Raw genomic sequence first — 23,295 nt, 5'->3', positions numbered from 1 at the left:
AGCGTGCGGAACACCCGGAGAGGGTGATGGGGGCTTCCGCCGTCGTGGACGCGCGATCCCGGAGGGGCGAGCGCGCTCAGGCCGTCAGTGCGGCCAGCGCCATGCGCGTGAGCGTCGGGCGCACGCGCGATGCGGGCACGCCCCGCACGCTGTGCGGGGTTGAGTTGATGAGGCCGAAGCACGCGAGGGCGCGCACCCGACGTTCGGCGGGGGACTCGGCATCCGGGGTCTGCGCGCGCCGGTCCCGCGCGTGCGAATCCGGGGACGCCAGCGCGTCGGTCCACACCTCGACGTACGCGTTCTGCAGGCGGCGTACCGCGCGGCGGTCGTCGGGCGCGAGGCGGTCGAGGTCGCGGTCCTGCACGCGGATGACGTCGGCCTCGGCGAGCGCGAACGCGACGTGGAAATCGACGAGGGCGGCGAGGATCCCGGATGCCGGGCGGGCAGAACGGCGGGAGACGCCGGCGACACGCCGGTCGGCGGCGGGCGCGGGACGGTGCGCGGCCGCGACGGCGCGTCCGCCGGTGAGGAGGCGCTCGCTGACGTCGACGAGGATCGCGCCGAGCAGTGCCTGCTTGCTCGCGACGTGGCGGTAGACCGCGGGCCCGCTGACGCCGGCGGCCTCGCCGATGTCGCCGAGGGTCACCCCGTCGAATCCCCGCTCGGCGAACAACCGTGCGGCCGCGGCGAGCAGCGCCGCCCGGCGCTCGGCCTTGGCGCGGTCGCGCGCCGTGGACGGGGCCGTGGTGCGGGCTGCCGCCGGGGGAGTCGCCGTGTCGTCGGCGGCCGCGGCGCGGGAGGGGTCGAGAGGTCTTGTCATCGGCATCCGCTCGGGTTAGCCTGGGTACTCAGTTAGTCAACATTAACTGAAATCGACGGGGCTGTCGACGACGCGGCCACCGGAACGGAAAGCCGCCATGAGCACAGCACCGGACTCCTCCGCAGCGACCGCGACCGCGGAACCCGCACCCGCGGAGGTCTCAGCCGCACCGCCTGCGGTCGACGCACGTCGGCGCGCCGACCGCGGTGCCCGAGGCGCCGCCACCACGCAGCGCGATCTCGCCGCCGAGCTCCGCGCCACCCTCGCGCGCACCGCCCGCGGGGGATCCGAGGCCGCCCGGGAACGCCACTCGGCCCGCGGCAAGCTCCTCGCACGAGACCGCATCGACCGCCTGCTCGACGAAGGCAGCCCGTTCCTCGAGGTCGCCCCTCTCGCCGCCCACGGGCTCTACGACGGCGGCGCTCCGGCCGCGGGGGTCGTCGCCGGCATCGGTCTCGTGCACGGGCGCCACGTCATGGTGGTCGCCAACGACGCGACGGTGAAGGGCGGCGCCTACTTCCCCCTCACCGTGAAGAAGCACCTGCGCGCGCAGGAGATCGCGCTCGAGAACCGCCTGCCGTGCGTCTACCTCGTCGACTCGGGTGGCGCCTTCCTGCCGATGCAGGACGAGGTGTTCCCCGACCGCGAGCACTTCGGCCGCATCTTCCGCAACCAGGCGCAGTTGTCGGCGCGCGGTGTCCCGCAGATCGCCGCGGTCATGGGCTCGTGCACGGCGGGTGGGGCGTACGTGCCGGCGATGAGCGACGAGAGCGTGATCGTGCGGGGCCAGGGCACGGTCTTCCTCGGCGGACCGCCCCTGGTCAAAGCCGCGATCGGCGAGGACGTCACCGCCGAGCAGCTCGGCGGGGGCGATCTGCACGCGCGCCGCTCGGGCGTGGTCGACCACCTCGCCGACGACGACGAGCACGCGCTCGAGATCGTGCGCGACATCATCGCGACCCTGCCCCCCACCCCGCCTTCGGTGTGGGAGATCGACGCCCCGCGGGATCCGTCGCGCGCGCCGGAGGATCTCTACGACATCGTCCCGGTCGACGTCGCGCAGCCCGTCGACATGCGCGCGATCATCGACACCCTGGTCGACGCCGACTCCCTGCACGAGTTCAAGGCGCTGTACGGCGAGAGCGTCATCACGACCTTCGCCCGCCTGCACGGGCATCCGGTCGGCATCATCGCGAACGACGGCGTGCTCTTCAGCGAGTCGGCCCTCAAGGCGGCGCACTTCATCGAACTCGCCGACCAGCGCGGCATCCCCCTGCTGTTCCTCCAGAACATCACCGGGTTCATGGTGGGGCGGGATGCCGAGGCCGGAGGCATCGCGAAAGACGGCGCCAAGATGGTCACCGCCGTCGCCACCACGCGCGTGCCCAAGCTCACCGTCCTCGTCGGCGGGTCGTACGGAGCCGGCAACTACGCCATGTGCGGCCGCGCGTACGACCCGCGGTTCCTGTGGAGCTGGCCCGCGAGCCGGATCTCGGTCATGGGCGGAGCTCAAGCGGCATCCGTCCTCTCCACCGTCCAGCGCGACCAGCGCGCCGCACGAGGCATGGAGTGGACGGATGCCGAGCAGCGGGCGTTCGAAGACCCGATCCGCGCCCGCTACGACGAGCAGGGCGACCCGTACTACGCCACCGCGCGCCTCTGGGACGACGGCGTGATCGATCCCGTCGACACGCGCACGATGCTGGGGCTCGCTCTCGACGTCGTCAGCCGCGTCCCCCTGGCCGACCGGGGCTTCGGCCTCTTCCGGATGTGACCATGAGCATTCCTGCTTTCACCAGCCCCGATCTCCGCACCCCTGACGTCACCACCCCCCGGCCGGAGAATCCTCCTTTCTCCTCCGTCCTCGTCGCCAACCGCGGTGAGATCGCCCGCCGCGTGTTCCGCACGCTCCGACGCCTCGGCATCCGTTCCGTGGCGGTGTACACCGACGCAGATGCCGGTTCCCCCCACGTGCGAGAAGCCGACCGCGCGGTGCGGGTGCCGTCGTATCTCGACGTCGATGCCGTGGTCGACGCCGCCGTGTCCAGCGGAGCGGATGCCGTGCACCCCGGCTACGGCTTCCTCAGCGAGAACGCCGGCTTCGCCCGCGCGTGCACCGCGGCCGGTGTCGTGTTCGTGGGCCCCGGTGTCGAGGCGCTCGAGGTCATGGGCGACAAGATCCGCGCCAAGGAGTACGTCGCCGCGCATGGAGTGCCGATCGTGCCGGGCTTCTCGGCGGCGGGGTTGAGCGACGACGAGATCGCCGCCGCGTCCGACCGCGCCGGGTATCCGCTCCTCGTGAAGCCCTCCGCCGGCGGCGGCGGGAAGGGGATGACGGTCGCCACCGGCCCCGCCGACCTGGCCGATGCGCTCGCCACGGCCCGTCGGGTCGCCGCCGCCGCGTTCGGCGACGACACCCTGCTGCTCGAGCGGCTGCTGGAGCGCCCGCGGCACATCGAGGTGCAGGTGCTCGCCGACGCGCACGGCACGACGATCTCCCTCGGTGAGCGCGAGTGCACCCTGCAGCGACGTCATCAGAAGGTCGTCGAGGAGGCGCCCTCACCCGTGGTGGATGCCGCGACGCGCACGCGCCTCGGAGAAGCCGCGGTGGCCGCCGCCCGCAGCGTCGGCTACCTGGGCGCCGGGACGGTCGAGTTCCTCGTCGCCGGCGACCGGATCGACGAGCCCTTCTTCATCGAGATGAACACGCGCCTGCAGGTGGAGCACCCCGTGACCGAGATGGTCACCGGGATCGACCTCGTCGAACAGCAGCTGCGCGTCGCCGCAGGCCATGCCCTCGACCTGCCCGAGATCCGACTCGACGGGCACGCGATCGAGGCGCGCGTGTACGCCGAGACCCCGGCTCGCGGATACCTCCCCGCCACCGGGACGGTGACCGCGTGGCATCCGGGACCCGCCCGCGTCGACAGTGCCGTCGAGACGGGGAGCGTGATCAGCTCTCTGTACGACCCCATGATCGCCAAGGTCATCGCCCACGGCCCCGACCGTGAGACCGCCCTGGCGCGCCTCGACGCCGCCCTCGCCGAGACCGTCGTGCTCGGCGTCGACACCAACATCGCCGACCTCCGCGCACTCCTGGCCGAACCGGCGGTGCGCGCCGGCGACCTCGACACGGGCGTGCTCGATCGCAGAGGCACGCCCGAGTCTCCGGAACCGTCACCGGCTGCGCTCGCCGCGGTCGCGCAGCGGGTCGTGGATGCCGCCGCTCCGGCCGAGGGCTCGGTCTGGGGCCGCGTCGGGGCGTGGCGCGCCGGGGGAGCGCAGGCGCATCGGACGGTCTGGCTGCAGGATGACGCGGGGCGCGTGCACACGGCATCGCCTGCCGCCGGTGATGCGCGGGTCGTGGGCGGGCCGATCGAGTACTGGGCGCACGCCGAGGGCGCGGCCCATCGCCTGCGGGTCGTCTCGCGTCGGGACGCCGCCGCGCGCCGCCGCGCGAGCGCGGGACGCGTACCCGGCGCCGTCGATCCCGAGCTCGTCGCCCCGCTGCCCGGCACCGTCGTCGCGGTGCACGGCGCGGACGGAGACGCCGTCGAAGCGGGCGCCCGACTCGTCACCATCGAGGCCATGAAGATGGAGCACACCGTCACCGCACCCCACCCCGGGGTGCTGCGCCTGCACGTCACCCGCGGCACCCAGGTCGCCCGCGACGCGGTGGTCGCGACGGTGAGCCCGTCTCCGCAGGTCGTCGAGTCCGAGATCCCCGCCTCCGAGGTCCCTGATCCCGAGGTCCCTGAGCCTGTCGAAGGGACCGGTACCCCCTCGGCCTCGGGGCTGTCGACGGGCTCCGCCTCCTCCTCCGCCGCATCCCCGGCGTCCACCCCCATCCCATCCCACAAGGAGACCCACCCGTGAGCATCGACAGCCAGCAGGCCTTCACCGACGACGAGCGCGAGCTGAGCGCGATGGTGCGCGAGTTCGCCGACGAGGTGATCGCGCCGCGCTCGTACGAGGCCGATCGCGCGCACGAGCTTCCCCTCGACATCGTCGAGCAGATGGGCGAGCTCGGCCTGTTCGGCCTCCCGTTCCCCGAGGAGGTCGGCGGACAGGGCGGCGACTACGCGAGCCTCTGCGTCGCGATCGAGGGCGTCGCGCGCGTCGACCAGTCGATGGCGATCACGCTCGAGGCGGGCGTGGGCCTGGGTGCCATGCCGATCTACCGCTACGGCACCGCCGAGCAGAAGGCGCAGTACCTCCCCGACCTCGTCGCGGGGCGCGCGCTCGCCGGGTTCGGCCTGACCGAGGCCGAGGCGGGCAGTGACGCCGGCGCCACGCGCACCACCGCGCGTCTCGAGGGCGAGGAATGGGTGATCGACGGCTCGAAGCAGTTCATCACCAACTCCGGCACCGACATCACCCGCTTCGTCACGGTCACCGCGGTGACCGGTCGCACGGGCGATCGCCCCGAGATCTCGACGATCATCGTCCCGAACGGCACACCCGGCTTCACCGTGGGCCCCGCGTACGACAAGGTCGGCTGGAACGCCAGTGACACCCACCCCCTCACCTTCGACGGGGTGCGGGTCCCCGCCGCGAATCTGCTCGGTGAGCGCGGCCAGGGCTTCAAGAACTTCCTGCGCACGCTCGACGAGGGCCGGGTCGCGATCGCCGCCCTCGCCACGGGCGCGGCGGAGGGGTGCCTCGAAGCCGCCGTCGACTACGCCCGCAGCCGCACGGTCTTCGGCGAGCGCCTCTCGACGCGGCAAAGCATGCAGTTCCTGCTGGCGCGCATGCACGCGCGCGTGCACACGGCCCGCCTGGCGTGGGTGCATGCCGCCCGCCTGTGCGACGCCGGAAAGCCCTTCTCGGTGGACGCCGCCGTCGCCAAGATGACGGCGAGCGACGCCGCGATGGCCAACGCACGGGACGCGACGCAGGTGTTCGGCGGCAACGGTTTCATGAACGAGTACCCCGTCGCGCGGCACTACCGCGACTCGAAGATCCTCGAGATCGGCGAGGGCACCACCGAGGTGCAGCTCATGGTGATCTCGCGCGCGCTGGGACTCACCGGTACCGTGGCCGCATGATCGAGCAGCGGGGCCTGTATCTGGAGGAATTCGTCGTGGGGGAAAGGTACGCGCACCGACCCGGCCGGACGGTGACCGACGCCGACAACGTCCTCTTCACCACACTCACGATGAACCCGCAGGCGCTGCACCTCGACGCCGCCTACGCCTCGTCGCAGCCCTTCGGACGGCCGCTCGTGAACTCGATGTGGACCCTGTCGACGCTCGTCGGGCTGTCGGTCGGGCAGCTCACGCAGGGAACGCTCGTCGCGCAGCTCGGTCTCACCGATGTGAGCTTCCCCGCTCCGCTGTTCGTCGGCGACACCCTCACGGCCGAGACCGAGATCGTCTCGGTGCGGCCGTCGGCATCCCGCCCGGGTCAGGGGGTCGTCGTCATGGCGCACACCGGTCGCTCGCAGAACGACGAGGTCGTGGCGACCGCGACGCGCACGGTGCTGGTGTGGGCGCAGGAGGCGGTGGCGTGAGCGGCGTGCACCCCGACTCACGCGCGGCGACGCGACCTTTCGCCCTGGGGCCCGCTCTGCTGTTCGTACCCGGCGACCGCCCCGAGCGGCTGACCAAGGCCGTCGACCGAGCGGATGCCGCGATCCTCGACCTCGAGGACGCCGTCGCCCCGGACGCCAAGCCCGCCGCTCGCGAGGCGATGATCGCCGCCGATCCCGACCCCGACCGCGTCATCGTGCGGGTCAACGGCCCCGAGACGCCGGAGTTCGCGCGCGATCTCGCCGCTCTCGCGCAGACGCGCGTGCGCACCGTGATGGTCGCCAAGGCCGAGGACCCGGCATCCCTCGCCCCCCTCGAGGGCTACGACGTCGTCGCCCTGTGCGAGACCGCGCGCGGGGTCGTGCACGCGGACCAGCTCGCCGCCGTCCCGCAGGTCGTCGCGCTCATGTGGGGCGCCGAAGACCTCGTCGCGAGCCTCGGCGGCACCTCGAGCCGATTCGCCGACGCCACCTACCGCGACGTCGCGCGCCTCGCCCGCGCCCGGGTCCTGCTCGCCGCGGGAGCTGCCGGCAAACGTGCGATCGACGCGGTGCACGTCGACATCGGCGACCTCGAGGGTCTCTCCGCCGAAGCTCAGGATGCCGCGGCCTCGGGGTTCGCGGCCACCGCGTGCATCCACCCGGGCCAGGTCGAGACCATCCGTGCGGCGTACGCGCCGACGCCGGAGCAGTTGCGCTGGGCGCACGGCGTGCTCGCGGAGGCCGAGGGCGGCGCGTTCCGCTTCGAGGGGCGCATGATCGACGAACCGATCCTCCGCCACGCGCGCGCGCTGGTCGCGCGGGCGGGCTGAGCGACGTTCGACGGGGAGGTGGCTGGGCCTGTCGAAGCCCGCGGTCCCCTGGGCGGGCCCTGAGACCTGCGGTCGCGCGTCAGACGGCTGAGCGTGTCGAAGCCACCGGGGTGTGCGGATCCCGGTCCCTTCGACGGGCTCAGCGACCTCCGGTCGCCGCCCCCGTGATGCGGTCCGGCCTAGCCCGCGACGCCCGCGTACGCGAGCATCTCCCACGCGTCGCCGTCGAGGCGGAACGTCGTCGCCGAGCAGTTCGGCAGCCGCTCGCCCTCGCGGGGGAACTGCCCGTCGGTGGCGTGCATGATGACCTCGCGGATCAGCGCGCCGTGCGCGACGGCGATCACGTCGACGTCGGCGGGGGTGGATGCCACCACCTCGGCGATCGCGGCGAGGGCGCGCTCGCGCACGACCGGCCAGGCTTCTGCGCCGGGCACGTCGGCGGCGTGCCACGGTCCGTAGGTGTCGTAGAAGGTGGGGGCGTCCATCCCCTCGGCCTCGCCGTAGGAGCGCTCCTGGAGTCCCGGCATCCGTCGGCTCACCGTGGTACCCAGGGCGGCGGCGATGACGTCGGCCGTCTCGGCGGCGCGCGACAGGTCGCTCGAGACGACGACGACGTCGCGTCCGGCGTACTCGGCGGCGAGCGTCTCGGCGATGCCCTGCGCCTGGATGCGACCTGTGTCGTTCAGGGGGATGTCGGTCGAGCCCTGGATGCGGCCCCCGTAGTTCCAGGCCGTCTCACCGTGTCGCACAAGAGTCAGGATCGTCACCGTCCGAGCCTAACCGTCGGCACGCGGTGAGGGTTCCGGGAGTCCGGAGGCGACGGGCGGGTCCGCGGCGCGTCGGCGTCAGAGCAGGCCCGGCAGCCGTGCGGCGAACGCCTGGAGCACCTCGGTCGTGCTGCCGTCGATCTTCACGCTCGCGCGCTGATCGGCCCGCGTCTCGCCGCGGTTGACGATGACCACCGGCAGGCGCTTGCGGCGCGCCCGCTCCACGAGCCGGATGCCGGAGTTCACCACGAGCGATGACCCGGCCACCACGAGGGCGTCGCTGGTGTGCACGAGCTGCTCGGCCTCGCGGAACCTCTCGACCGGGATGTACTCGCCGAAGAAGACGACGTCGGGTTTGAGCGTGCCGCCGCACACGGAGCAGACGGGGACGACGAACCCGTCGGCGGACGCCGGCGTCACGTCGCCGTCGGGTCCGAGCTCGACGTTCTCGGGGAGGGTGATCCACGGGTTGTCGGCTTCGACGCGCTCGGCGAGATCGCGGCGGTCGAACACCTGCCCGCAGTGCAGGCACCCCACCCGGCGCATGGTCCCGTGCAGCTCGACGACCCGGCCGCTGCCCGCCCGCACGTGCAGACCGTCGACGTTCTGCGTCACGACGCCGTTGGCCACCCCTGCGGCCTCGAGCGCCGCGAGGGCCCGGTGACCGCCGTTGGGCTCGGCCGCCGCGAACACCTTCCACCCGAGATGGCTACCGACCCAGTAGCGCCGGCGCGCCTCGGCGCTCGCGAGGAACTGCTGCGCCGTCATCGGCGTGCGCGTGGGGGCGCCCTTGCCGCGGTAGTCAGGGATGCCCGAGTCGGTGGAGACCCCGGCGCCGGTCAACACGGCCACCCGGCGGCCGGCGAGCACCTCGACAGCCCGATCGATGGATGCCGAGAACCCGGCATCCTCCGTCGTGTCGGTCATGCGCACCTCCGTCGAGTCGAGTCTATGGCGGGGCGCCGACACCGGCTCACGCGCTCGTGATCCCCGCCGGGCTCGGCCGGCGCCGCGGCCTCGAGCTCCCGAGCCACCGACGGAGCGACCGCGGGTGCCGCGTTTCTCGCGCGCTCGGGGATCGGACCCCGACAGGAGGAGAAGGGGGCGGTGCTGGCACGATGGGACGATGCCCGTCATCCCGCTCGACTCCGCCGACGACCCGCGTCTCGCCGACTACCGCGACCTCACCGACGTGTCGCTGCGCCGCGTGAGCGAGCCCGAGGGTGGCCTGTACATCGCGGAATCGTCCAAGGTCCTCGACAGGGCGCTCCGCGCCGGTCACCGTCCGCGCTCGGTCCTCGTGCAGGAGAAGTTCCTCTCCGACGCCCTCGCCCTGGTGGGGGAAGATGCCGAGGTCTACGTCGTCCCCTCCGAGATCGCCGAGCAGGTCACCGGGTACACCGTGCACCGCGGGCTGCTGGCCTCCATGCATCGGCCTCCGCTGGCATCCGTGGCCGACGTGGTGAAGGACGCGCGGCTCGTCGTCGTGCTCGAGGACATCGTCGACCACACCAACATCGGGGCGGCGTTCCGGTCGGCCGCCGCACTCGGGGCGGATGCCGTGCTCGTCACGCCGCGATGCGCGGACCCGCTGTACCGGCGCAGCGTCCGCGTGAGCATGGGCACGGTCTTCCAGGTGCCGTGGACGCGGCTCCCCGAGTGGACGGAGGCCACCCCCCTCCTGCACGACGCCGGCTTCCACCTGGCCGCCCTCGCGCTGTCGGACGACGCGGTGACGCTCGACGCGTTCTCGGCCGCGGGGCACGAGCGCGTAGCCCTGCTGCTCGGCGCCGAGGGCGATGGACTGAGCCGCAGCGCGCTCGCCGCCGCCGACACGGTCGTGACGATCCCGATGGCCGGGGGAGTGGACTCGTTGAACGTCGCCGCCGCCAGCGCCGTCGCGCTGTGGGAGCTGGGGCGCGGGCACCGCGGCTGAGACCGAAGACCGCCCGTCGGCTCAGCCGGTCGGGTCGTCGAACCGTCCCGCGCGCATGTGGCGCTCCGAGACGGCGGCGGCGCTGACGCGTTGATCCGGGTCGCCCTCGAGCGCGGCGAGCATCTCGTCGGGCAGGTCGTGCTCACCCACCAGGAACCACCGTTCGACGACGCTTCCCTCGGATGCCACGCGGCGGTCTCGCGCCTCGTCGCGCGGCAGGCCCTCGGACGGAGAGTCATCGCGCTCGATCGCGAGGTGCAGGTGGGGCGGGAGCGTGCCAGGCCCGGCGGTCATGGCGGGCGCGGTGAACAGCTGCACGACGACGCCCTGCCCACGCCAGAGGAGCCAGTCGACCGGCTCGTCGTCCCACCGCGGGTCGTCGGCGCTCCAGCCCGACCAGTCCGGACCCTCGGTGTCGAAGACCCAGCGGTGCGGTTCGGCGTGCAGCGTCGCGACGATCGAGAGCGCGTCGCGGCGCACGTCGAGCAGGTCGCCGTCGCGGAACACCGACACGTTCGGCGGCCAGGCCGACGACACGACGTCCCACCCGTCGGCGCTGAAGCGACCGCTTTCGACGTCGGGAGCCCACCCGGCGTCTGCGAGCGTGTCGGCGAGGGCGTCGGCGTCGCGCAGGAGCGTGTCGGCGTCTGCTGCTCTCAGCAGCGCGGTGACCGCGTCGGGAAGAGTGCGCACGGCGTCAGACCTGCGTCTGCCGCGGGCCCGCGGCATCCGGCCCCGGGGCGAGGGTGACCACGGGGAGCGGCTCCGGACGTTTGGGCAGGATGTGATCGCCCGATGACTGGTGACGCAGCCGTCGCAGGACCCAGGGCACGAGGTACTCGCGCGCCCACACGAAGTCCTTCTCGCGAGCGGCGCGCCAGGTCATGATCGCCTGGGTCTCGGCCTGCAGCGGCTCGAGGTCGTTGGGGACGTTCAGCGCGCGCAGCACCATGCGAGCGACCTCGTGGTGACCGAGGGCGTTGTAGTGCAGACGGTCGTCGTCGAAGAAGCGCATGTCCTGCACCTCTTTGAGCCCCCACTGGTCGGCGACGACGCAGTCGTACCGATCGGCGATCGAGCGGATGTTCTCGTTGTAGATCGCGACCTTGCCCCGGATGCCGCGGAACACCGGGGTGAACTCGGTGTCGATCGCCGTGAACACCACGACCGTCGCCCCACCGCTGCGCAGGCGCGCCACGGCGTCCTCGAGCTGGCGCGAGACCGCGTCGGGGTCGCTGCCCGGGCGGATCACGTCGTTGCCGCCCGCCGAGATCGTGATGAGGTCGGGCTGGAGCGCCAGGGCGGGCTCGATCTGGTCGGCCACGATCTGCGCGATGAGCTTGCCGCGCACGGCGAGGTTGGCGTAGGCGAAGTCGTCGACCTGCGCGCCGAGTACCTCGGCGACGCGATCGGCCCATCCGCGGTGGCCGCCGTCGGGCAACGGGTCGCCGATGCCCTCGGTGAACGAGTCACCCAGGGCGACGAAGCGGCGCCACGGATGCGGGCCGGCGTTGTCGGGCGTAGGCGAGGTGCGGGGCGAGTGCGGATCGAGTGTCATCGAAACCTCCGTCCTCCACGGTACCCCCGGCCTCCGACACAGCAAGGAGGGATGCCGGCGACGTGCGCTCCACCGGCCGGAACATCCCACCGGGCCGACGGCAGCCGCGCGCCGGTGGGGCGGGAAGGCGCGCGCGCCCGGAGCGCGAAGGCGCGCGCGCCCGGAGCGCGAGGGCGCGCGCCGGGGGGACGCCGTGGTCGCCGCCACGGCCGCTCGCGACGGGCCCCACCGTGACTCCGATGAACGCGATTCGTGCGCATAAACGCTGCGTCGACGCGTTTCTGCGCACGGATCGCGTTTATGGCCGGTGGTGGGACGGATCCGTTCTCGGCCCGGGCATGTCGTGCGCCGAGGTCGCCTATCGTTGATGTTCGCGCTCGCGAGGGATGGAGGTTCGATGCTGGAAGAAGAAGCCCGCACCCCGAACCTCTCCCACGCGGATGCCACGATCCCGGCACCGCGCATCGCGAGTCCCGGTCCCGTGGCGAGTCCCGGCCCGGTCGCGAGTCCCGGTCCCGTGGCGAGTCCCGGCCCGGTCGCGAGTCCCGGTCCCGTGGCGAGCCCCGGTCCCGTCGCGAGCCCCGGTCCCGTGGCGAGTCCCGGCCCGGCCGCGAGCCCCGCCCCCGCCGCGCACGCCCCCGCCGTCGCCGCGCACGCGCCCGCTGTCACGACCCCCGACGCCGCCTCCACGGCATCCGCCCCGATCGAACCCTCGCACGCCACCGCGCCCGTCGCCGACGACCCCGCTCCGGGGGCGACGCCCGACCCGGCGTTCGACGGAGCCGTCGACAGCACGGAGCCTCACTTCGGCTCCTTCGCCGCCGAGCACCTCTCGCCGTCGTTCCCGCAGCGTGCGCCGTGGGGGACCGCCCAGCGTCTGCGCGCCTGGCAGGCCGAGGCGCTCGACCTCTACTTCGGCCTCGACGGACCCGACGGCGAGGGCAAGGGCCCCCGCGACTTCCTCGCCGCGGCCACCCCCGGCGCCGGCAAGACGACCTTCGCCCTGCGTCTCGCGTCCGAGCTCATGCGGCGGCGCGTCGTCGACCGCATCGTCGTCGTCGCCCCCACCGAGCACCTCAAGACCCAGTGGGCCGAGGCGGCCGCGCGGGTCGGCATCCGTCTCGATCCGTACTTCTCGAACCGGCACGCCACGCCCTCGCGGCAGTACCACGGCGTCGCGGTCACGTACGCCCAGGTGGCGGTCAAGGCCGAGGTGCACCAGCGCCTGACGATGGATGCCAGAACCCTCGTCATCCTCGACGAGGTGCACCACGGGGGTGACGCGCTGAGCTGGGGCGACGCCCTGCGCGAGGCGTACAACCGCGCCACCCGGCGCCTGCTGCTGTCGGGCACGCCGTTCCGCAGCGACACCGCGCCCATCCCGTTCGTGGAGTACCACCCCAACGCCAAGGGCATCCGTCTCTCGCGCACCGACTACGCCTACGGCTACAAGCGCGCCCTCGAGGACGGCGTCGTCCGGCCGGTCTTCTTCCTCGTCTATGCCGGGCAGATGCGCTGGCGCACCAAGGCGGGTGAGGAGATGGAGGCCCAGCTCGGCCAGGACAACACCAAGGACATCACCTCGCAGGCCTGGCGCACCGCGCTCGACCCCAACGGCGACTGGATCCCCGCGGTCCTCCGCTCCGCCGACCGTCGCCTCACCGAGGTGCGCGAGACGGTCCCGGATGCCGGGGGCCTGGTCATCGCGACCGACCAGACCGCCGCGCGCGCCTACGCCGCCATCCTCGAAGACATCAGCGGCGAGAAGGTCACCGTCGTCCTCTCCGACGAGGCGGAGGCCTCGGGCCGCATCGAGACGTTCTCGAAGGGCACGAGCCGGTGGATGGTCGCCGTCCGTATGGTGTCGGAGGGCGTCGACGTTCCGCGCCTCGCCGTCGGCGTCTACGCCACGAGCGCCTCGACGCCGCTCTTCTTCGCGCAGGCCATCGGCCGTTTCGTCCGCGCCCGCCGCCGGGGTGAGACGGCGAGCGTGTTCCTCCCGAACGTCCCGCAGCTGCTCGCGCTCGCCGGTGAGATGGAGGCGCAGCGCGAGCACGCCCTCGACCGCGACAGCGACGCGGACGACCAGTGGAACGCCGAAGAAGACATGATGGATGCCGCCGAGCGCGAGGACAAAGCCTCCGACGCGCTCGAGCAGGAGTTCGAGTACCAGGCCCTGGGCTCCCTCGCGCACTTCGATCGCGTGATGTTCGACGGGCAGGAGTTCGGTCAGCTGGCCGTGCCCGGGACGATCGAGGAGGAGGAGTTCCTCGGCATCCCCGGGCTCCTCGAACCCGAGCAGGTGCACGAGGTGCTGATGTCGCGTGCCACGCGTCAGTCGCGCCACCGCTCCACGCGCGAGGCGCACGAGAAGGAGAACGGCGTCGAGCCGCCGTCGGTCGACGAGGGGGGTCTTCCCGGTCCCCTGCACCGCACGCTCAAGGAGCAGCGTCAGCTGTTGAACACGATGGTCGGGCTCTACGCCCGTCAGACCGGGGAGCCGCACGGACTCGTGCACGCCGAGCTCCGGCGCCTGTGCGGCGGACCCGCCGTCTCGCACGCCACGGTGGCGCAGCTGCAGGCGCGCATCGACCTGCTGCGCAAGCGCGTGCGCTCCTGACCACCGGATGCCGCGCCGCGGCGCGCGCCGGATCCGCCCCCTCTCGTGGGCACGAGACAGCACCCCGCCGACGTCTCGGCGACATCATGCAACCGAGATGTCAGCCACGTGCCGTCTCGACGCCGGAGGAGCCGTGGGTCTCGCGAGACCGCTTTCGCGCCCCCGAAATGCTGGCATCCGCCCCTCGGCATCCGCGTCGTTCCGGGCTTCGGAAGCCCGAAATGCTGTCAGTATCGATCGACGCGCCCGGGGGTCGGATTCCCGCTCACTACGGTGGGGACGACCCGAAGGAGCCCCCGTGACGACCTCCGCCACACCCACCGCCCGCGACCGTCGCCGTTGGGCGCGTTATCTCGTCGACGAACGCGCTGAAGCCCGCGTGTACCGCGAGCTGGCGTCTCGTCGCACCGGCGAGGAGCGCGACATCCTGCTCGAGCTCGCCGAGGCCGAGGGGCGACACGAGCAGCACTGGATCGACCTGCTGGGGGAGACCCCGAAGCGCCTGCCGTCGCCCGGGATCGGCACGCGCCTGCTGGCGTGGATGGCCCGCCGCTTCGGGTCGATCTTCGTGCTCGCCCTTGCGCAGAACGCCGAGGCGCGATCGCCCTACGCCGACGAGCCCTACGCCACCGCCGCGATGGCCGCCGACGAGCGCGTGCACCACGAAGTCGTCCGCGGGCTCGCCGCACGCGGGCGTCGACGCCTCTCCGGAACCTTCCGCGCCGCCGTCTTCGGCGCCAACGACGGCCTGGTCTCCAACCTCGCCCTCGTGATGGGCGTCGGCGCCACCGGCGTGGCACCCAGCTTCGTGCTGTTCAGCGGCGTCGCGGGCCTGCTCGCGGGCGCCTTGTCGATGGGCGCGGGCGAGTTCGTCTCGGTGCGCTCGCAGCGCGAGCTGCTCGAAGCCACGGAGGAGAGCGACTTCGCCGACTCCGCCCTTCCCCACCTCGACCTGGATGCCAACGAGCTCGCCCTCGTGTACCGCACGCGCGGCATGGATCCCGACGCCGCCCTCGACAAGGCGCGCGAGGTCGTCACCGCCGCCCAGGCCGGCAGCGCGCCCGTCGCCGCGGCCCCGGGGGAGTCCTCGCACGACGTCGTCGGCAGCGCGTGGGGTGCGGCGCTGTCGAGCTTCCTGTTCTTCGCCTCGGGCGCGATCATTCCGGTGCTGCCGTGGATCTTCGGCATGAGCGGCTTCGGCGCCGTCGCCCTCGCCCTCGGCCTCGTCGGCATCGCGCTCATGGCCACCGGTGCGATGGTCGGTCTGCTCTCGGGCGCCTCGCCCCTGAAGCGCGGCCTGCGTCAGCTCGCGATCGGCTTCGGCGCCGCCGCGGTGACCTACGTGCTGGGTCTGCTGTTCGGGGTGTCGGCGGCCTGACCTGCGTCACCTGGGCGCGGGGCGTCACCCTCACGCATAAACGCCATCTGTGTGGGGAAACGCGGTGACAGCGCGTTTCCCCACAAGAATGGCGTTTATGCGTGGTGCGCCGCCCGCGCGGTCGCCGCAGCCCGCCGCGCGCGCCGCCCCCGCCCCCGCCGTGCCCGCCGCGCGCCGCCCCCGCCGTGGCCCGCTCCGCGCAGGCCCGCTCCGCGCGGGCCCCGGGATCAGCCCCGTCCTGCCGCCGCCACCCGCGCGGCCTCGCGCACCGCGCTCACGTTCTTGCGTCCGGCGCGGGAACCGGCGAGCTTCGCGGCGATGTGCTCGCGCACGGTGACCGGTTCATACAGCGCGGGCGCCTCCTCCGAGACGAAGCTCGGGAGCGGGGCGATCACGGCGTCCGCGTTGCCGTCGTGGAAGAACGCCGCCGACCGCCGCCGCTCGATGGTGCCGTCGATCACCGGGGGCTTCACTCGGTGCAGCGTCGAGAGCCACTTGTCGTTGGTCAGCCGGGCGGCCACATCCCCCAGGTTCACCAGGAGGGCGCCCTCGGCGGGTGAGACGTCGTTCCACGACCCGTCGAGTCCCAGCACCTGCAGGCCCGCGACGCGATCCGCCCACAGCACCGTCACCAGTCCGAAATCGGTGTGCTCGCCCATGCCGGTCAGCTCGGCGCCCAGCTCGATCGAGCCGGGCGGCAGGGCGTAGTTGTTCATGCGCAGGACGTCGATCGAGTGGTCGGTGACGTCGCCGAAGAATTCCTCCGGCACCCGCAGGGCGGCGGCGAAGATGCGGGTGAGGGTCTGCGCCACCCGACGTGCCTCGCCGTAGTAGGCGGTGACGGCGGCTTCGAAGCCGTCGGCGTCGTCGGGCCAGGTGTTCTCGGCGTAGTCCTCGACGGTCGCCGTCGTATCCGGGTACTCGCGCCACGACGTGCCCACATTGAACGCCTCGAAGAAGTCGTTCATGCGGGTGACCGGGTCGACCCCCAGGCTGTAGCTGAGCGATTCGCTCTTCGGCGGGCTGTACCCGCGGTTCTCGCCGCCGGGGCGCACGTACTTCTTCTTCGCCTCCAGTGGCAGCGCGAAGAACTCGTCGAGACCGCGCTGCAGGTCGTCGAGGACGACATTCGGGATGCCATGCCCCACGATCTGCATGAACCCCACCGTGCGGCACGCGTGGTCGATCGCCGCCACGACCGCCGATCGGGCGTCGAGCGAGCCGGGGCCCACCCATGCCGAGATGTCGATGGTGGGGACGTGGAAGCGAGCCATGCGTGATCCGATCTGCCGGGGACGCCTCGACGCTAGGCGCGCCATGTCACGCCGGTGTTTCCTCGCGGTCACGGCATGGGGTGCCAGCCCTGCTCCTCGCGTGAAAACGAAGAAGACCCCCGGGGATGAACCCCGGGGGTCTTTCTCATTCTGTGCGCGAGGGGGGACTTGAACCCCCACGCCCTATACGGGCACTAGCACCTCAAGCTAGCGCGTCTACCTATTCCGCCACCCGCGCATCTGGGTGTTTTGTCGCTTTCGCAACGAGGAACGACATTACCACGCCCCGGGCCCCGCCTCGAACCGACGGTGACGCCCGGGCGCGTCCGGGTCCGGAGATCACCCCGCATCACGTTCGTCTCCTGACGACGCGCGTCGGGGGAGCGCCCCGGCCGCCGGTACCGTAGTGCGCATGCCCGAGCTCGAAACCGACGTCCCCGAGGTCGCCCGCATCGCATCCGACCTCATCCGCTTCGACACCTCGAACTACGGCGGGGGTCGCGCGAACGGCGAACGCGAGGCGGCCGAGTACGTCGGGGCCTACCTCGAGGGTCTCGGTCTCGACACGGCCTACTACGAGCCGGTCGAGCGGCGCACCAACGTCTGCGCCCGCGTCCCGGGACGCGACCGCGACAAGCCGGGGCTGATCCTGCACGGACACCTCGACGTCGTCCCCGCCGTCGCCGAGGACTGGAGCGTCGATCCGTTCGCGGGAGAGATCCGCGACGGCATCCTGTGGGGCCGCGGCGCGGTCGACATGAAGGACATGGATGCCATGATCCTCACCTCCGTCGCCGAGCTGCTGCGTGCGGGGGAGCAGCCCGAGCGCGACGTGATCGTGACGTTCTTCGCCGACGAGGAGAACGGCGGCGTCGAAGGATCGGCGCGCGTCGTCAAGGACCGCCCCGAGTGGTTCGCCGGCGCCACCGAGGCCATCAGCGAGGTCGGCGGGTATTCGATCTCCGTCGGTGACCGGCGCGCCTACCTGCTGCAGGTCGGCGAGAAGGCCCTCATGTGGATCAAGCTCGTCGCCCGCGGCCGGGCCGGCCACGGTAGCGGGCTTCACGTCGACAACGCGGTGACGAGCCTCGCGGAGGCCGTCGCTGCCCTCGGCCGCACCGAGTGGCCGATCCGGCTGACCGACACCACGAGTGCGCTTCTGGCGGGCCTCGCCGAGATCACGGGTGACGACGGGGGCGATCCCGACACCCTCGCGAAGCGCACGGGCGCGGCATCCAGCTTCATCCGCTCGACGTTGCGCACCACGACCAACCCCACGGGCCTGACCGCCGGGTACAAGCACAACGTCATCCCCGACCGCGCGGAGGCTCTCGTCGACGTGCGTGTGCTGCCCGGTACGGAAGAGGCCGCCCTCGCCGATATCCGCCGCATCGTCGGCGACGGCGTCGAGATCGAGATCGTTCATCAGGACATCGGCCTCGAGGTGCCCTTCTCGGGCGACCTCGTCGACGCCATGGTCGCGCAGCTCGGCCGTCACGACCCCGGCGTGCCGGTCGTGCCGTACCTGATGGGAGGCGGCACCGACAACAAGGCGCTGTCGACCCTCGGAATCTCCGGTTACGGATTCGCACCGCTGCGACTCCCCGCCGGTCTCGACTTCACCGGGATGTTCCACGGTGTCGACGAGCGCGTCCCCGTCGACGCGCTCGAGTTCGGTCGACGTGTTCTCGCCGACCTCCTCCGGACGTACTGAAGGACCGCATGCATATCTTCGAGGTCATCATCCTCGGGCTCGTCCAGGGCCTGACCGAGTTCCTCCCCATCTCCTCCAGCGCGCACCTGCGCATCGTGGGGGAGTTCCTGCCGTCGCAGACCGACCCGGGCGCGACGTTCACCGCCATCACGCAGATCGGCACCGAGCTCGCCGTCCTGATCTACTTCCGCAAGAAGATCGGTCGCGTCATCTCGCGCTGGTTCCTCTCGCTCAGCGGCAAGGTGCCGCGCAACGACCCCGACGCCCGCATGGGCTGGCTCGTCATCCTCGGCACGATCCCGATCGCCCTGCTCGGCGTGCTGCTGCAGAGCCTCATCCGCGACAACTTCCGGAGCCTGTGGATCACCGCGATCGTGCTGATCGTCTTCGGGATCCTGCTGGGTCTCGCCGACCACTACGGCAAGCGCCGTCGCGACCTCGACGACCTCACCTACCCGCACGGCATCGCCTACGGTTTCGCGCAGGCGCTCGCCCTCGTGCCCGGCGTCTCGCGCTCGGGGGCGACGACCACGCTCGGCCGCGCCCTCGGGTACAAGCGCACCGCCGCCGCGGAGTACTCGTTCCTGCTCGCGGTGCCCGCCGTCTTCGCGAGTGGTCTGTTCGAGCTCTACAAGAGCTTCGACGAGGGCACCGGCCCGTACAACCTCGGTGAGACCGCGATCGCCACGGTCATCGCGTTCGTGGTGGGCTACCTCGTGATCGCCTTCCTCATGCAGTACCTCAAGCGCGGCAGCTTCCTGCCGTTCGTGGTCTACCGCATCGCGCTGGGTCTGCTCATCATCGCCCTGCTGCTGACCGGCGTCATCCCCGCGGTGTCGACGGTCATGACCAGCTGATCCCGGGATGCCATGACGACGGCGCCGCCCCTTTCGGGACGGCGCCGTCGTCACATGCGGGCGAGGCGGGTGCCGATGGCTTCGACGGGCTCAGCCACCTCGGTTCGGTCCGTGTGTCGGTGCGAGGTCCCCGAGCGTGTCGAAGGGACCGGGTGTTTCGCGACGGAGGCTAGCGACGCGGCGGGTCGTCGCGACCGGGCTTGGAGGGACCTTCGCCCCCGCGGCGCAGATAGCGCTCGAATTCCTGGGCGATGGCATCGCCCGACGCCTCGGGAGAGTCCCAGGTGTCGCGGGTCTGCTCGAGCTGGCGGATGTAGTCGCTCATCTCCTCATCATCGGCCGCGGCGGCGTCGATCGACGCCTCCCACTGGCGCGACTCGGATTCGAGGTCGCCGCGCGGAACGGTGATGCCGGTGATCGCCTCCAGCTTCTCGAGCAGCGCGAGCGTGGCCTTGGGAGAGGGGGTGTGTCCCGCGACGTAATGCGGGACGCTGGCCCAGAGGCTGGCGGTCGGGATGCCGACCTGCTCCGAGGCGTGACCGATCGCGCTCAGGATGCCGACGGGCCCCTCGTAGAGGCTCCGCTCGAGTCCGAGCGACTGCCGCACGCCGTCGTTGTCGCTGCCGGCGAAGACCGAGATCGGGCGCGTGTGCGGTACGTCGGACATCATCGATCCGAGCGCGACGAAGCCGGTCACGTCCTCCCGCAGAGCGACGTCGATGAACTCCGCCGCGAACGCCTGCCAGGCGCGCGCGGGCTCCACGCCGACCAGCAGCCAGATCTCCGCATCGCCAGACCGCTCGGTCGGACGCAGCAGTTTGGCCTCGGGCCAGGTGAGCGTGCGCCGACCCTCGGCATCCAATCCGATCTGGGGGCGTGTGTACTGGTAGTCGAAGTACAGCTCGGGGTCGACCGTGTGCACGACCTCGTACTCCGCGTCGGCGCGCAGAAGCGCCGCCGCGGCGGACGCGGCTTCTCCGGCGTCGTTCCAGCCGTCGAAAGCGGCGACGATGATCCGGCGACCCAGTGCGTCCACGCAACCTCCTCTGCCCCGTCGGGGCTTCGTTCCAGGATAGGCGCACCCGCGCGGAGGCGGTCGGACCGGGCGACCCCGCGGGCGCGGGGGAGGAGCCGCACCTTCCATAAGATGGAACGATGACTTCTTCCGCCCTCGCTGCGGTCCTGTGGGACATGGACGGCACCCTCGTCGACACGGAGCCCTACTGGATGGCTGCCGAGGTGCCGCTGGTCGAGCGGTTCGGGGGCACCTGGTCGCACGAACAGGCCCTGGGCATGGTGGGTCTCGCGCTCGAGGACTCCGCGCGCCTGCTGCAGAACGCCGGCGTGCCGTGGGGCGTCGACGAGATCATCGCTCACCTGACCGACGAGGTGCTGCGCCAGCTCGCGAGCACGGGCGTGCCGTTCCGCCCGGGCGCGCGCGAGCTGCTCGCCGACCTCAAGGCGCACGGGGTCAAGACCGCACTGGTGACGATGTCGATGCGGCGCATGGCGCTGTCGATCGCCGACCTCATCGACTTCCCCGCCTTCGACCTGGTCGTCGCCGGCGACGACGTCGAGCGGCCCAAGCCCCACCCCGATCCCTACCTGCAGGCGGCCGATGCCCTCGGTGTGGACATCCGCGACTCCCTCGCGATCGAAGACAGCCCCAACGGCCTGCGATCGGCGATCGCCAGTGGCGCGGTCTCGCTCGGCGTCCCCCTGATGGTCCCGCTCGATGGCGTCGGAGCGCACGCGCTCTGGTCGAGCCTCGAGGGGCGGACCGCCGCCGATCTCCGCGCCCTCCACGATGCGCACACCCCGACCCGACTCCCCGAAACGCGAGTGAACCCATGAGCGAGACCCCCCACCTGAGCGGACCTTTCCGCATCGGCGACCGCGTGCAGCTGACCGGACCGAAGGGCCGCATGCACACGATCACCCTGCGCGAGGCGGGAGAGCTCCACACCCACAACGGCGTGTTGAAGCACTCGCTCCTGGTCGGGCAGCCCGATGGCAGCGTCGTCACCAACAGCTCCGGCCACGATTACCTGGCCGTGCGCCCCCTGCTGCGCGACTTCGTCATGTCGATGCCGCGCGGAGCGGCGATCGTCTACCCCAAGGACGCCGCGCAGATCCTGGCCCAGGCCGACGTGTTCCCCGGCGCGACGGTCGTGGAGGCCGGCGTCGGCTCCGGTGCCCTCTCGCTGTGGCTGCTGCGAGCGATCGGCCCGGCCGGTCGCCTGCTGTCGTTCGAGCGCCGCGAGGAGTTCGCCGAGGTGGCCCGCGCCAACGTCGAGACCTTCCACGGCGAGCACCCCGCCACTTGGGAGGTCGTCGTCGGCGATCTCGTCGAGAGCCTCCCGGACGCCGTGGCTCCGGCCTCCGTCGACCGCGTCGTGCTCGACATGCTCGCGCCGTGGGAGTGCATCGACGCCGTGGCCGACGCGCTGACTCCCGGCGGCGTCGTGCTCTGCTACATCGCCACCGCGACGCAGCTCAGCCGTGTCGCGGAGTACATCCGCGCGACGGGCCTGTTCACCGAACCGGATGCCAGCGAGACGATGATCCGCGGGTGGCACGTCGAGGGCCTCGCCGTGCGCCCCGACCACCGCATGGTCGCCCACACCGGCTTCCTCATCACCGCCCGTCGTCTGGCGCCGGGCGCGATCCCGCCCGAGGTCAAGCGCCGCGCGTCGAAGTCGAGCTACGGCGACGAGGACGTCGAGCTGTGGACGCCGGGCGCCGTCGGCGATCGTGAGATCACCGACAAGAACCTGCGCAAGCGGGTGCGCGAGGCGCAGAAGTCCGCCGAGGGCGTCCGCCAGTCGGTGGCGGGCGCGGCCGCGCCCACGGAGGGTGCCCCTGCGCCGGAGTGACCAGGGTGGGGCGGCGGGCGAGAGCCGCGCGAGCACCTAAACTGTTCCGGTGCGCAGACTTCCCGCTCTCGTTGCCGTGACCGCTCTGGCCGGATTCGGCCTCGTCGGGTGCTCGGCATCCGCCGCCTCGTCGTGCCCGACCCCCACCGATGCGAGCGTCGCCTCGGTCGTCGAGGCGACCGGCGATCTCGGCTCTGCACCCACCGTGACGGTGCGCTCGCCCTTCTTCCCGGAGCAGGCCGGCACCGACACCCTCATCGCGGGCGACGGGCAGCGCATCACGAGCGACAAGCAGCTCGCGCTGGTCGAGGTCACCGTGCTCGACGCGGCGACCGGCGAGCAGCTCGTCGCCACGAAGTACGACGCCGATCTCGCGACCGCGACGCCGCTCCCGCGCCTGACGCAGGCCGTGCCCTCGATCGCTCCGCTGCTGAACTGCGTGGCCGAGGGCTCGCGCGTGGCCGTCGCGATCCCGGGCTCCGACCTCGGGGCCGACGGGGCGAAGGCGCTCGGCGTCACCGAGGGCGACGGCGCGATCTTCGTCTTCGACGTGCGCAAGGTGTTCCTGCCCGCGGCCGACGGGGCCGATCAGTACAACGCCGACTCCGGCATGCCTTCCGTCGTGCGCGCGCCCGACGGTCAGCCGGGTGTCGTCATCCCCGCCGGCGACGCCCCGACCGAGGTGCGATCGCAGGTCATCAAGAAGGGCGACGGCGACGTGCTGACCGCCGACTCCTCGGCCATCATCCACGTCCAGGGCGTCGCCTGGGGCGCCAAGACCACCTTCGCCTCCACCTGGAAGAACGGCGCCCCGGGGCAGGCGACGGTCTCCGCGCTGCCCCCGGCCCTCGCCTCGGCTCTCGAGGGCCAGCCGGTGGGCTCGCAGGTCCTCGTCGTCGTGCCCGCCGACCAGACCCAGCAGGACCAGCAGGCGCTGCAGGCCCCGGCGAACACCGCGCTGGTGTACGTCGTCGACATCCTCGGCACCATCGGCTGAGTCCGCCCCTCCGCGTCGTTTCGAGACCGGCCCGCCGTCGCCCTCGCGCGCGCGGGCCGGTCTCGGCGGTTCGGCCCCGGCCCCGGCCTAGGATGGGCGGGTGCCCGCCGCTTCCCGCAACGCTCCCGAGGAGCGTCTGGTGAACCTCGTCGTCGC

The 23,295-nt window shown here is 72.2% G+C and carries 20 protein-coding genes and 1 tRNA gene; 13 read left to right on the top strand and 8 right to left on the bottom strand.

Annotated elements, in window-relative coordinates; all coding sequences use genetic code 11:
• Window positions 1-76 precede the first annotated feature (76 nt).
• On the bottom strand, window positions 77-820 hold the full coding sequence (locus tag RWH45_RS15855) for a TetR/AcrR family transcriptional regulator (RefSeq protein ID WP_315995825.1): 744 nt from the start codon (window positions 818-820) through the stop codon (window positions 77-79).
• Window positions 821-917: 97 nt separating this feature from the next.
• Here RWH45_RS15855 and RWH45_RS15850 point away from each other — a divergent pair, with 97 nt between their 5' ends.
• Genes RWH45_RS15850 through RWH45_RS15830 form a run of 5 tightly spaced genes read left to right on the top strand, consistent with a single transcriptional unit; the run spans window position 918 to window position 7,162 of the window.
• The gene (locus RWH45_RS15850; protein ID WP_315995824.1) at window positions 918-2,594 is read left to right on the top strand and encodes a carboxyl transferase domain-containing protein; all 1,677 of its coding nucleotides are present in this window, start codon (window positions 918-920) and stop codon (window positions 2,592-2,594) included.
• Window positions 2,595-2,596: 2 nt separating this feature from the next.
• Window positions 2,597-4,696, top strand: coding sequence for an ATP-binding protein (locus tag RWH45_RS15845; protein WP_315995823.1), 2,100 nt, complete (start codon window positions 2,597-2,599; stop codon window positions 4,694-4,696).
• Entirely contained in the window at window positions 4,693-5,868 is a 1,176-nt protein-coding gene (locus tag RWH45_RS15840; RefSeq protein ID WP_315995822.1) for an acyl-CoA dehydrogenase family protein, read from the top strand. Before RWH45_RS15845 ends, RWH45_RS15840 begins: the two co-directional genes overlap by 4 nt.
• Window positions 5,865-6,332 carry a MaoC family dehydratase gene (locus RWH45_RS15835; protein ID WP_315995821.1) on the top strand — a complete coding sequence of 156 codons (468 nt, stop codon included), beginning with the start codon at window positions 5,865-5,867 and terminating at the stop codon, window positions 6,330-6,332. The genes RWH45_RS15840 and RWH45_RS15835 overlap by 4 nt, the downstream gene beginning before the upstream one ends.
• Window positions 6,329-7,162, top strand: a complete 834-nt coding sequence (locus tag RWH45_RS15830) for an HpcH/HpaI aldolase/citrate lyase family protein (protein ID WP_315995820.1) — start codon at window positions 6,329-6,331, stop codon at window positions 7,160-7,162. The genes RWH45_RS15835 and RWH45_RS15830 overlap by 4 nt, the downstream gene beginning before the upstream one ends.
• 179 nt (window positions 7,163-7,341) lie before the next feature.
• Here the strand turns inward: RWH45_RS15830 and RWH45_RS15825 are convergent, their stop codons facing one another.
• Complete coding sequence (locus RWH45_RS15825) at window positions 7,342-7,929, bottom strand: histidine phosphatase family protein (protein WP_315995819.1); 588 nt, start codon at window positions 7,927-7,929, stop codon at window positions 7,342-7,344.
• Window positions 7,930-8,007: 78 nt separating this feature from the next.
• Window positions 8,008-8,856 (bottom strand): Sir2 family NAD-dependent protein deacetylase, encoded by an 849-nt coding sequence (locus tag RWH45_RS15820; RefSeq protein WP_315995818.1) that lies wholly within the window; start codon window positions 8,854-8,856, stop codon window positions 8,008-8,010.
• 199 nt (window positions 8,857-9,055) lie between these two features.
• Here RWH45_RS15820 and RWH45_RS15815 point away from each other — a divergent pair, with 199 nt between their 5' ends.
• Window positions 9,056-9,865 carry a TrmH family RNA methyltransferase gene (locus RWH45_RS15815; RefSeq protein ID WP_315995817.1) on the top strand — a complete coding sequence of 270 codons (810 nt, stop codon included), beginning with the start codon at window positions 9,056-9,058 and terminating at the stop codon, window positions 9,863-9,865.
• A 21-nt stretch (window positions 9,866-9,886) separates the two neighbouring features.
• Here the strand turns inward: RWH45_RS15815 and RWH45_RS15810 are convergent, their stop codons facing one another.
• A complete protein-coding gene (locus RWH45_RS15810; RefSeq protein WP_315995816.1) occupies window positions 9,887-10,558 on the bottom strand; it encodes a hypothetical protein in 672 nt (223 codons plus the stop codon).
• Between the two features lie 4 nt (window positions 10,559-10,562).
• Window positions 10,563-11,423, bottom strand: a complete 861-nt coding sequence (locus tag RWH45_RS15805; protein ID WP_315995815.1) for an SGNH/GDSL hydrolase family protein — start codon at window positions 11,421-11,423, stop codon at window positions 10,563-10,565.
• A 397-nt stretch (window positions 11,424-11,820) separates the two neighbouring features.
• Between RWH45_RS15805 and RWH45_RS15800 the strand changes: the two genes are divergently transcribed.
• Both RWH45_RS15800 and RWH45_RS15795 read left to right on the top strand, forming a co-directional pair.
• Entirely contained in the window at window positions 11,821-14,043 is a 2,223-nt protein-coding gene (locus tag RWH45_RS15800; protein WP_315995814.1) for a DEAD/DEAH box helicase, read from the top strand.
• A 298-nt stretch (window positions 14,044-14,341) separates the two neighbouring features.
• Window positions 14,342-15,421: a VIT1/CCC1 transporter family protein gene (locus RWH45_RS15795; RefSeq protein ID WP_315995813.1), complete on the top strand. Its 1,080-nt coding sequence runs from the start codon at window positions 14,342-14,344 to the stop codon at window positions 15,419-15,421.
• 227 nt (window positions 15,422-15,648) lie between these two features.
• Here RWH45_RS15795 and RWH45_RS15790 read toward each other — a convergent pair whose 3' ends face one another.
• Window positions 15,649-16,695 (bottom strand): isopenicillin N synthase family dioxygenase, encoded by a 1,047-nt coding sequence (locus RWH45_RS15790; protein WP_315995812.1) that lies wholly within the window; start codon window positions 16,693-16,695, stop codon window positions 15,649-15,651.
• A gap of 153 nt (window positions 16,696-16,848) precedes the next feature.
• Window positions 16,849-16,933, bottom strand: a tRNA-Leu gene (locus RWH45_RS15785).
• 174 nt (window positions 16,934-17,107) lie between these two features.
• Here RWH45_RS15785 and RWH45_RS15780 point away from each other — a divergent pair.
• Together RWH45_RS15780 and RWH45_RS15775 are read left to right on the top strand one after the other, a co-directional pair.
• Entirely contained in the window at window positions 17,108-18,409 is a 1,302-nt protein-coding gene (locus RWH45_RS15780) for a M20/M25/M40 family metallo-hydrolase (protein ID WP_315995811.1), read from the top strand.
• Window positions 18,410-18,417: 8 nt separating this feature from the next.
• The gene (locus tag RWH45_RS15775; RefSeq protein WP_315995810.1) at window positions 18,418-19,266 is read left to right on the top strand and encodes an undecaprenyl-diphosphate phosphatase; all 849 of its coding nucleotides are present in this window, start codon (window positions 18,418-18,420) and stop codon (window positions 19,264-19,266) included.
• A gap of 169 nt (window positions 19,267-19,435) precedes the next feature.
• Here RWH45_RS15775 and RWH45_RS15770 read toward each other — a convergent pair whose 3' ends face one another.
• The gene (locus RWH45_RS15770) at window positions 19,436-20,302 is read right to left on the bottom strand and encodes a PAC2 family protein (RefSeq protein ID WP_315995809.1); all 867 of its coding nucleotides are present in this window, start codon (window positions 20,300-20,302) and stop codon (window positions 19,436-19,438) included.
• Between the two features lie 119 nt (window positions 20,303-20,421).
• On the opposite strand from RWH45_RS15770, the gene RWH45_RS15765 reads away from it, so the two are divergent.
• The 3 genes from RWH45_RS15765 to RWH45_RS15755 are packed head-to-tail and all read left to right on the top strand — an operon-like array spanning window position 20,422 to window position 23,139.
• Window positions 20,422-21,120 carry an HAD family hydrolase gene (locus tag RWH45_RS15765; protein ID WP_315995808.1) on the top strand — a complete coding sequence of 233 codons (699 nt, stop codon included), beginning with the start codon at window positions 20,422-20,424 and terminating at the stop codon, window positions 21,118-21,120.
• Window positions 21,117-22,142, top strand: coding sequence for a tRNA (adenine-N1)-methyltransferase (locus RWH45_RS15760; RefSeq protein ID WP_315995807.1), 1,026 nt, complete (start codon window positions 21,117-21,119; stop codon window positions 22,140-22,142). The genes RWH45_RS15765 and RWH45_RS15760 overlap by 4 nt, the downstream gene beginning before the upstream one ends.
• 49 nt (window positions 22,143-22,191) lie before the next feature.
• Window positions 22,192-23,139 carry an FKBP-type peptidyl-prolyl cis-trans isomerase gene (locus RWH45_RS15755; protein WP_315995806.1) on the top strand — a complete coding sequence of 316 codons (948 nt, stop codon included), beginning with the start codon at window positions 22,192-22,194 and terminating at the stop codon, window positions 23,137-23,139.
• The last annotated feature ends 156 nt before the right edge of the window (window positions 23,140-23,295 follow it).

The sequence above is a fragment of the Microbacterium galbum genome (assembly GCF_032464915.1).
In the GTDB taxonomy this organism is placed as follows: Bacteria; Actinomycetota; Actinomycetes; order Actinomycetales; family Microbacteriaceae; genus Microbacterium; species Microbacterium galbum.
The sequence above is the reverse complement of the archived record's forward strand: the minus strand, read 5'-3'. Positions and strand labels throughout refer to the sequence as shown.

Bases quoted from the DNA above. Each gene is read 5' to 3' on its own strand.
- RWH45_RS15820 (WP_315995818.1), bottom strand. From the start codon at position 8,856: ATGACCGACACGACGGAGGATGCCGGGTTCTCGGCATCCATCGATCGG.
- RWH45_RS15765 (WP_315995808.1), top strand. From the start codon at position 20,422: ATGACTTCTTCCGCCCTCGCTGCGGTCCTGTGGGACATGGACGGCACC.
- RWH45_RS15855 (WP_315995825.1), bottom strand. From the start codon at position 820: ATGACAAGACCTCTCGACCCCTCCCGCGCCGCGGCCGCCGACGACACG.
- RWH45_RS15815 (WP_315995817.1), top strand. From the start codon at position 9,056: ATGCCCGTCATCCCGCTCGACTCCGCCGACGACCCGCGTCTCGCCGAC.
- RWH45_RS15835 (WP_315995821.1), top strand. From the start codon at position 5,865: ATGATCGAGCAGCGGGGCCTGTATCTGGAGGAATTCGTCGTGGGGGAA.
- RWH45_RS15775 (WP_315995810.1), top strand. From the start codon at position 18,418: ATGCATATCTTCGAGGTCATCATCCTCGGGCTCGTCCAGGGCCTGACC.
- RWH45_RS15790 (WP_315995812.1), bottom strand. From the start codon at position 16,695: ATGGCTCGCTTCCACGTCCCCACCATCGACATCTCGGCATGGGTGGGC.
- RWH45_RS15805 (WP_315995815.1), bottom strand. From the start codon at position 11,423: ATGACACTCGATCCGCACTCGCCCCGCACCTCGCCTACGCCCGACAAC.
- RWH45_RS15800 (WP_315995814.1), top strand. From the start codon at position 11,821: ATGCTGGAAGAAGAAGCCCGCACCCCGAACCTCTCCCACGCGGATGCC.
- RWH45_RS15760 (WP_315995807.1), top strand. From the start codon at position 21,117: ATGAGCGAGACCCCCCACCTGAGCGGACCTTTCCGCATCGGCGACCGC.
- RWH45_RS15850 (WP_315995824.1), top strand. From the start codon at position 918: ATGAGCACAGCACCGGACTCCTCCGCAGCGACCGCGACCGCGGAACCC.
- RWH45_RS15780 (WP_315995811.1), top strand. From the start codon at position 17,108: ATGCCCGAGCTCGAAACCGACGTCCCCGAGGTCGCCCGCATCGCATCC.
- RWH45_RS15845 (WP_315995823.1), top strand. From the start codon at position 2,597: ATGAGCATTCCTGCTTTCACCAGCCCCGATCTCCGCACCCCTGACGTC.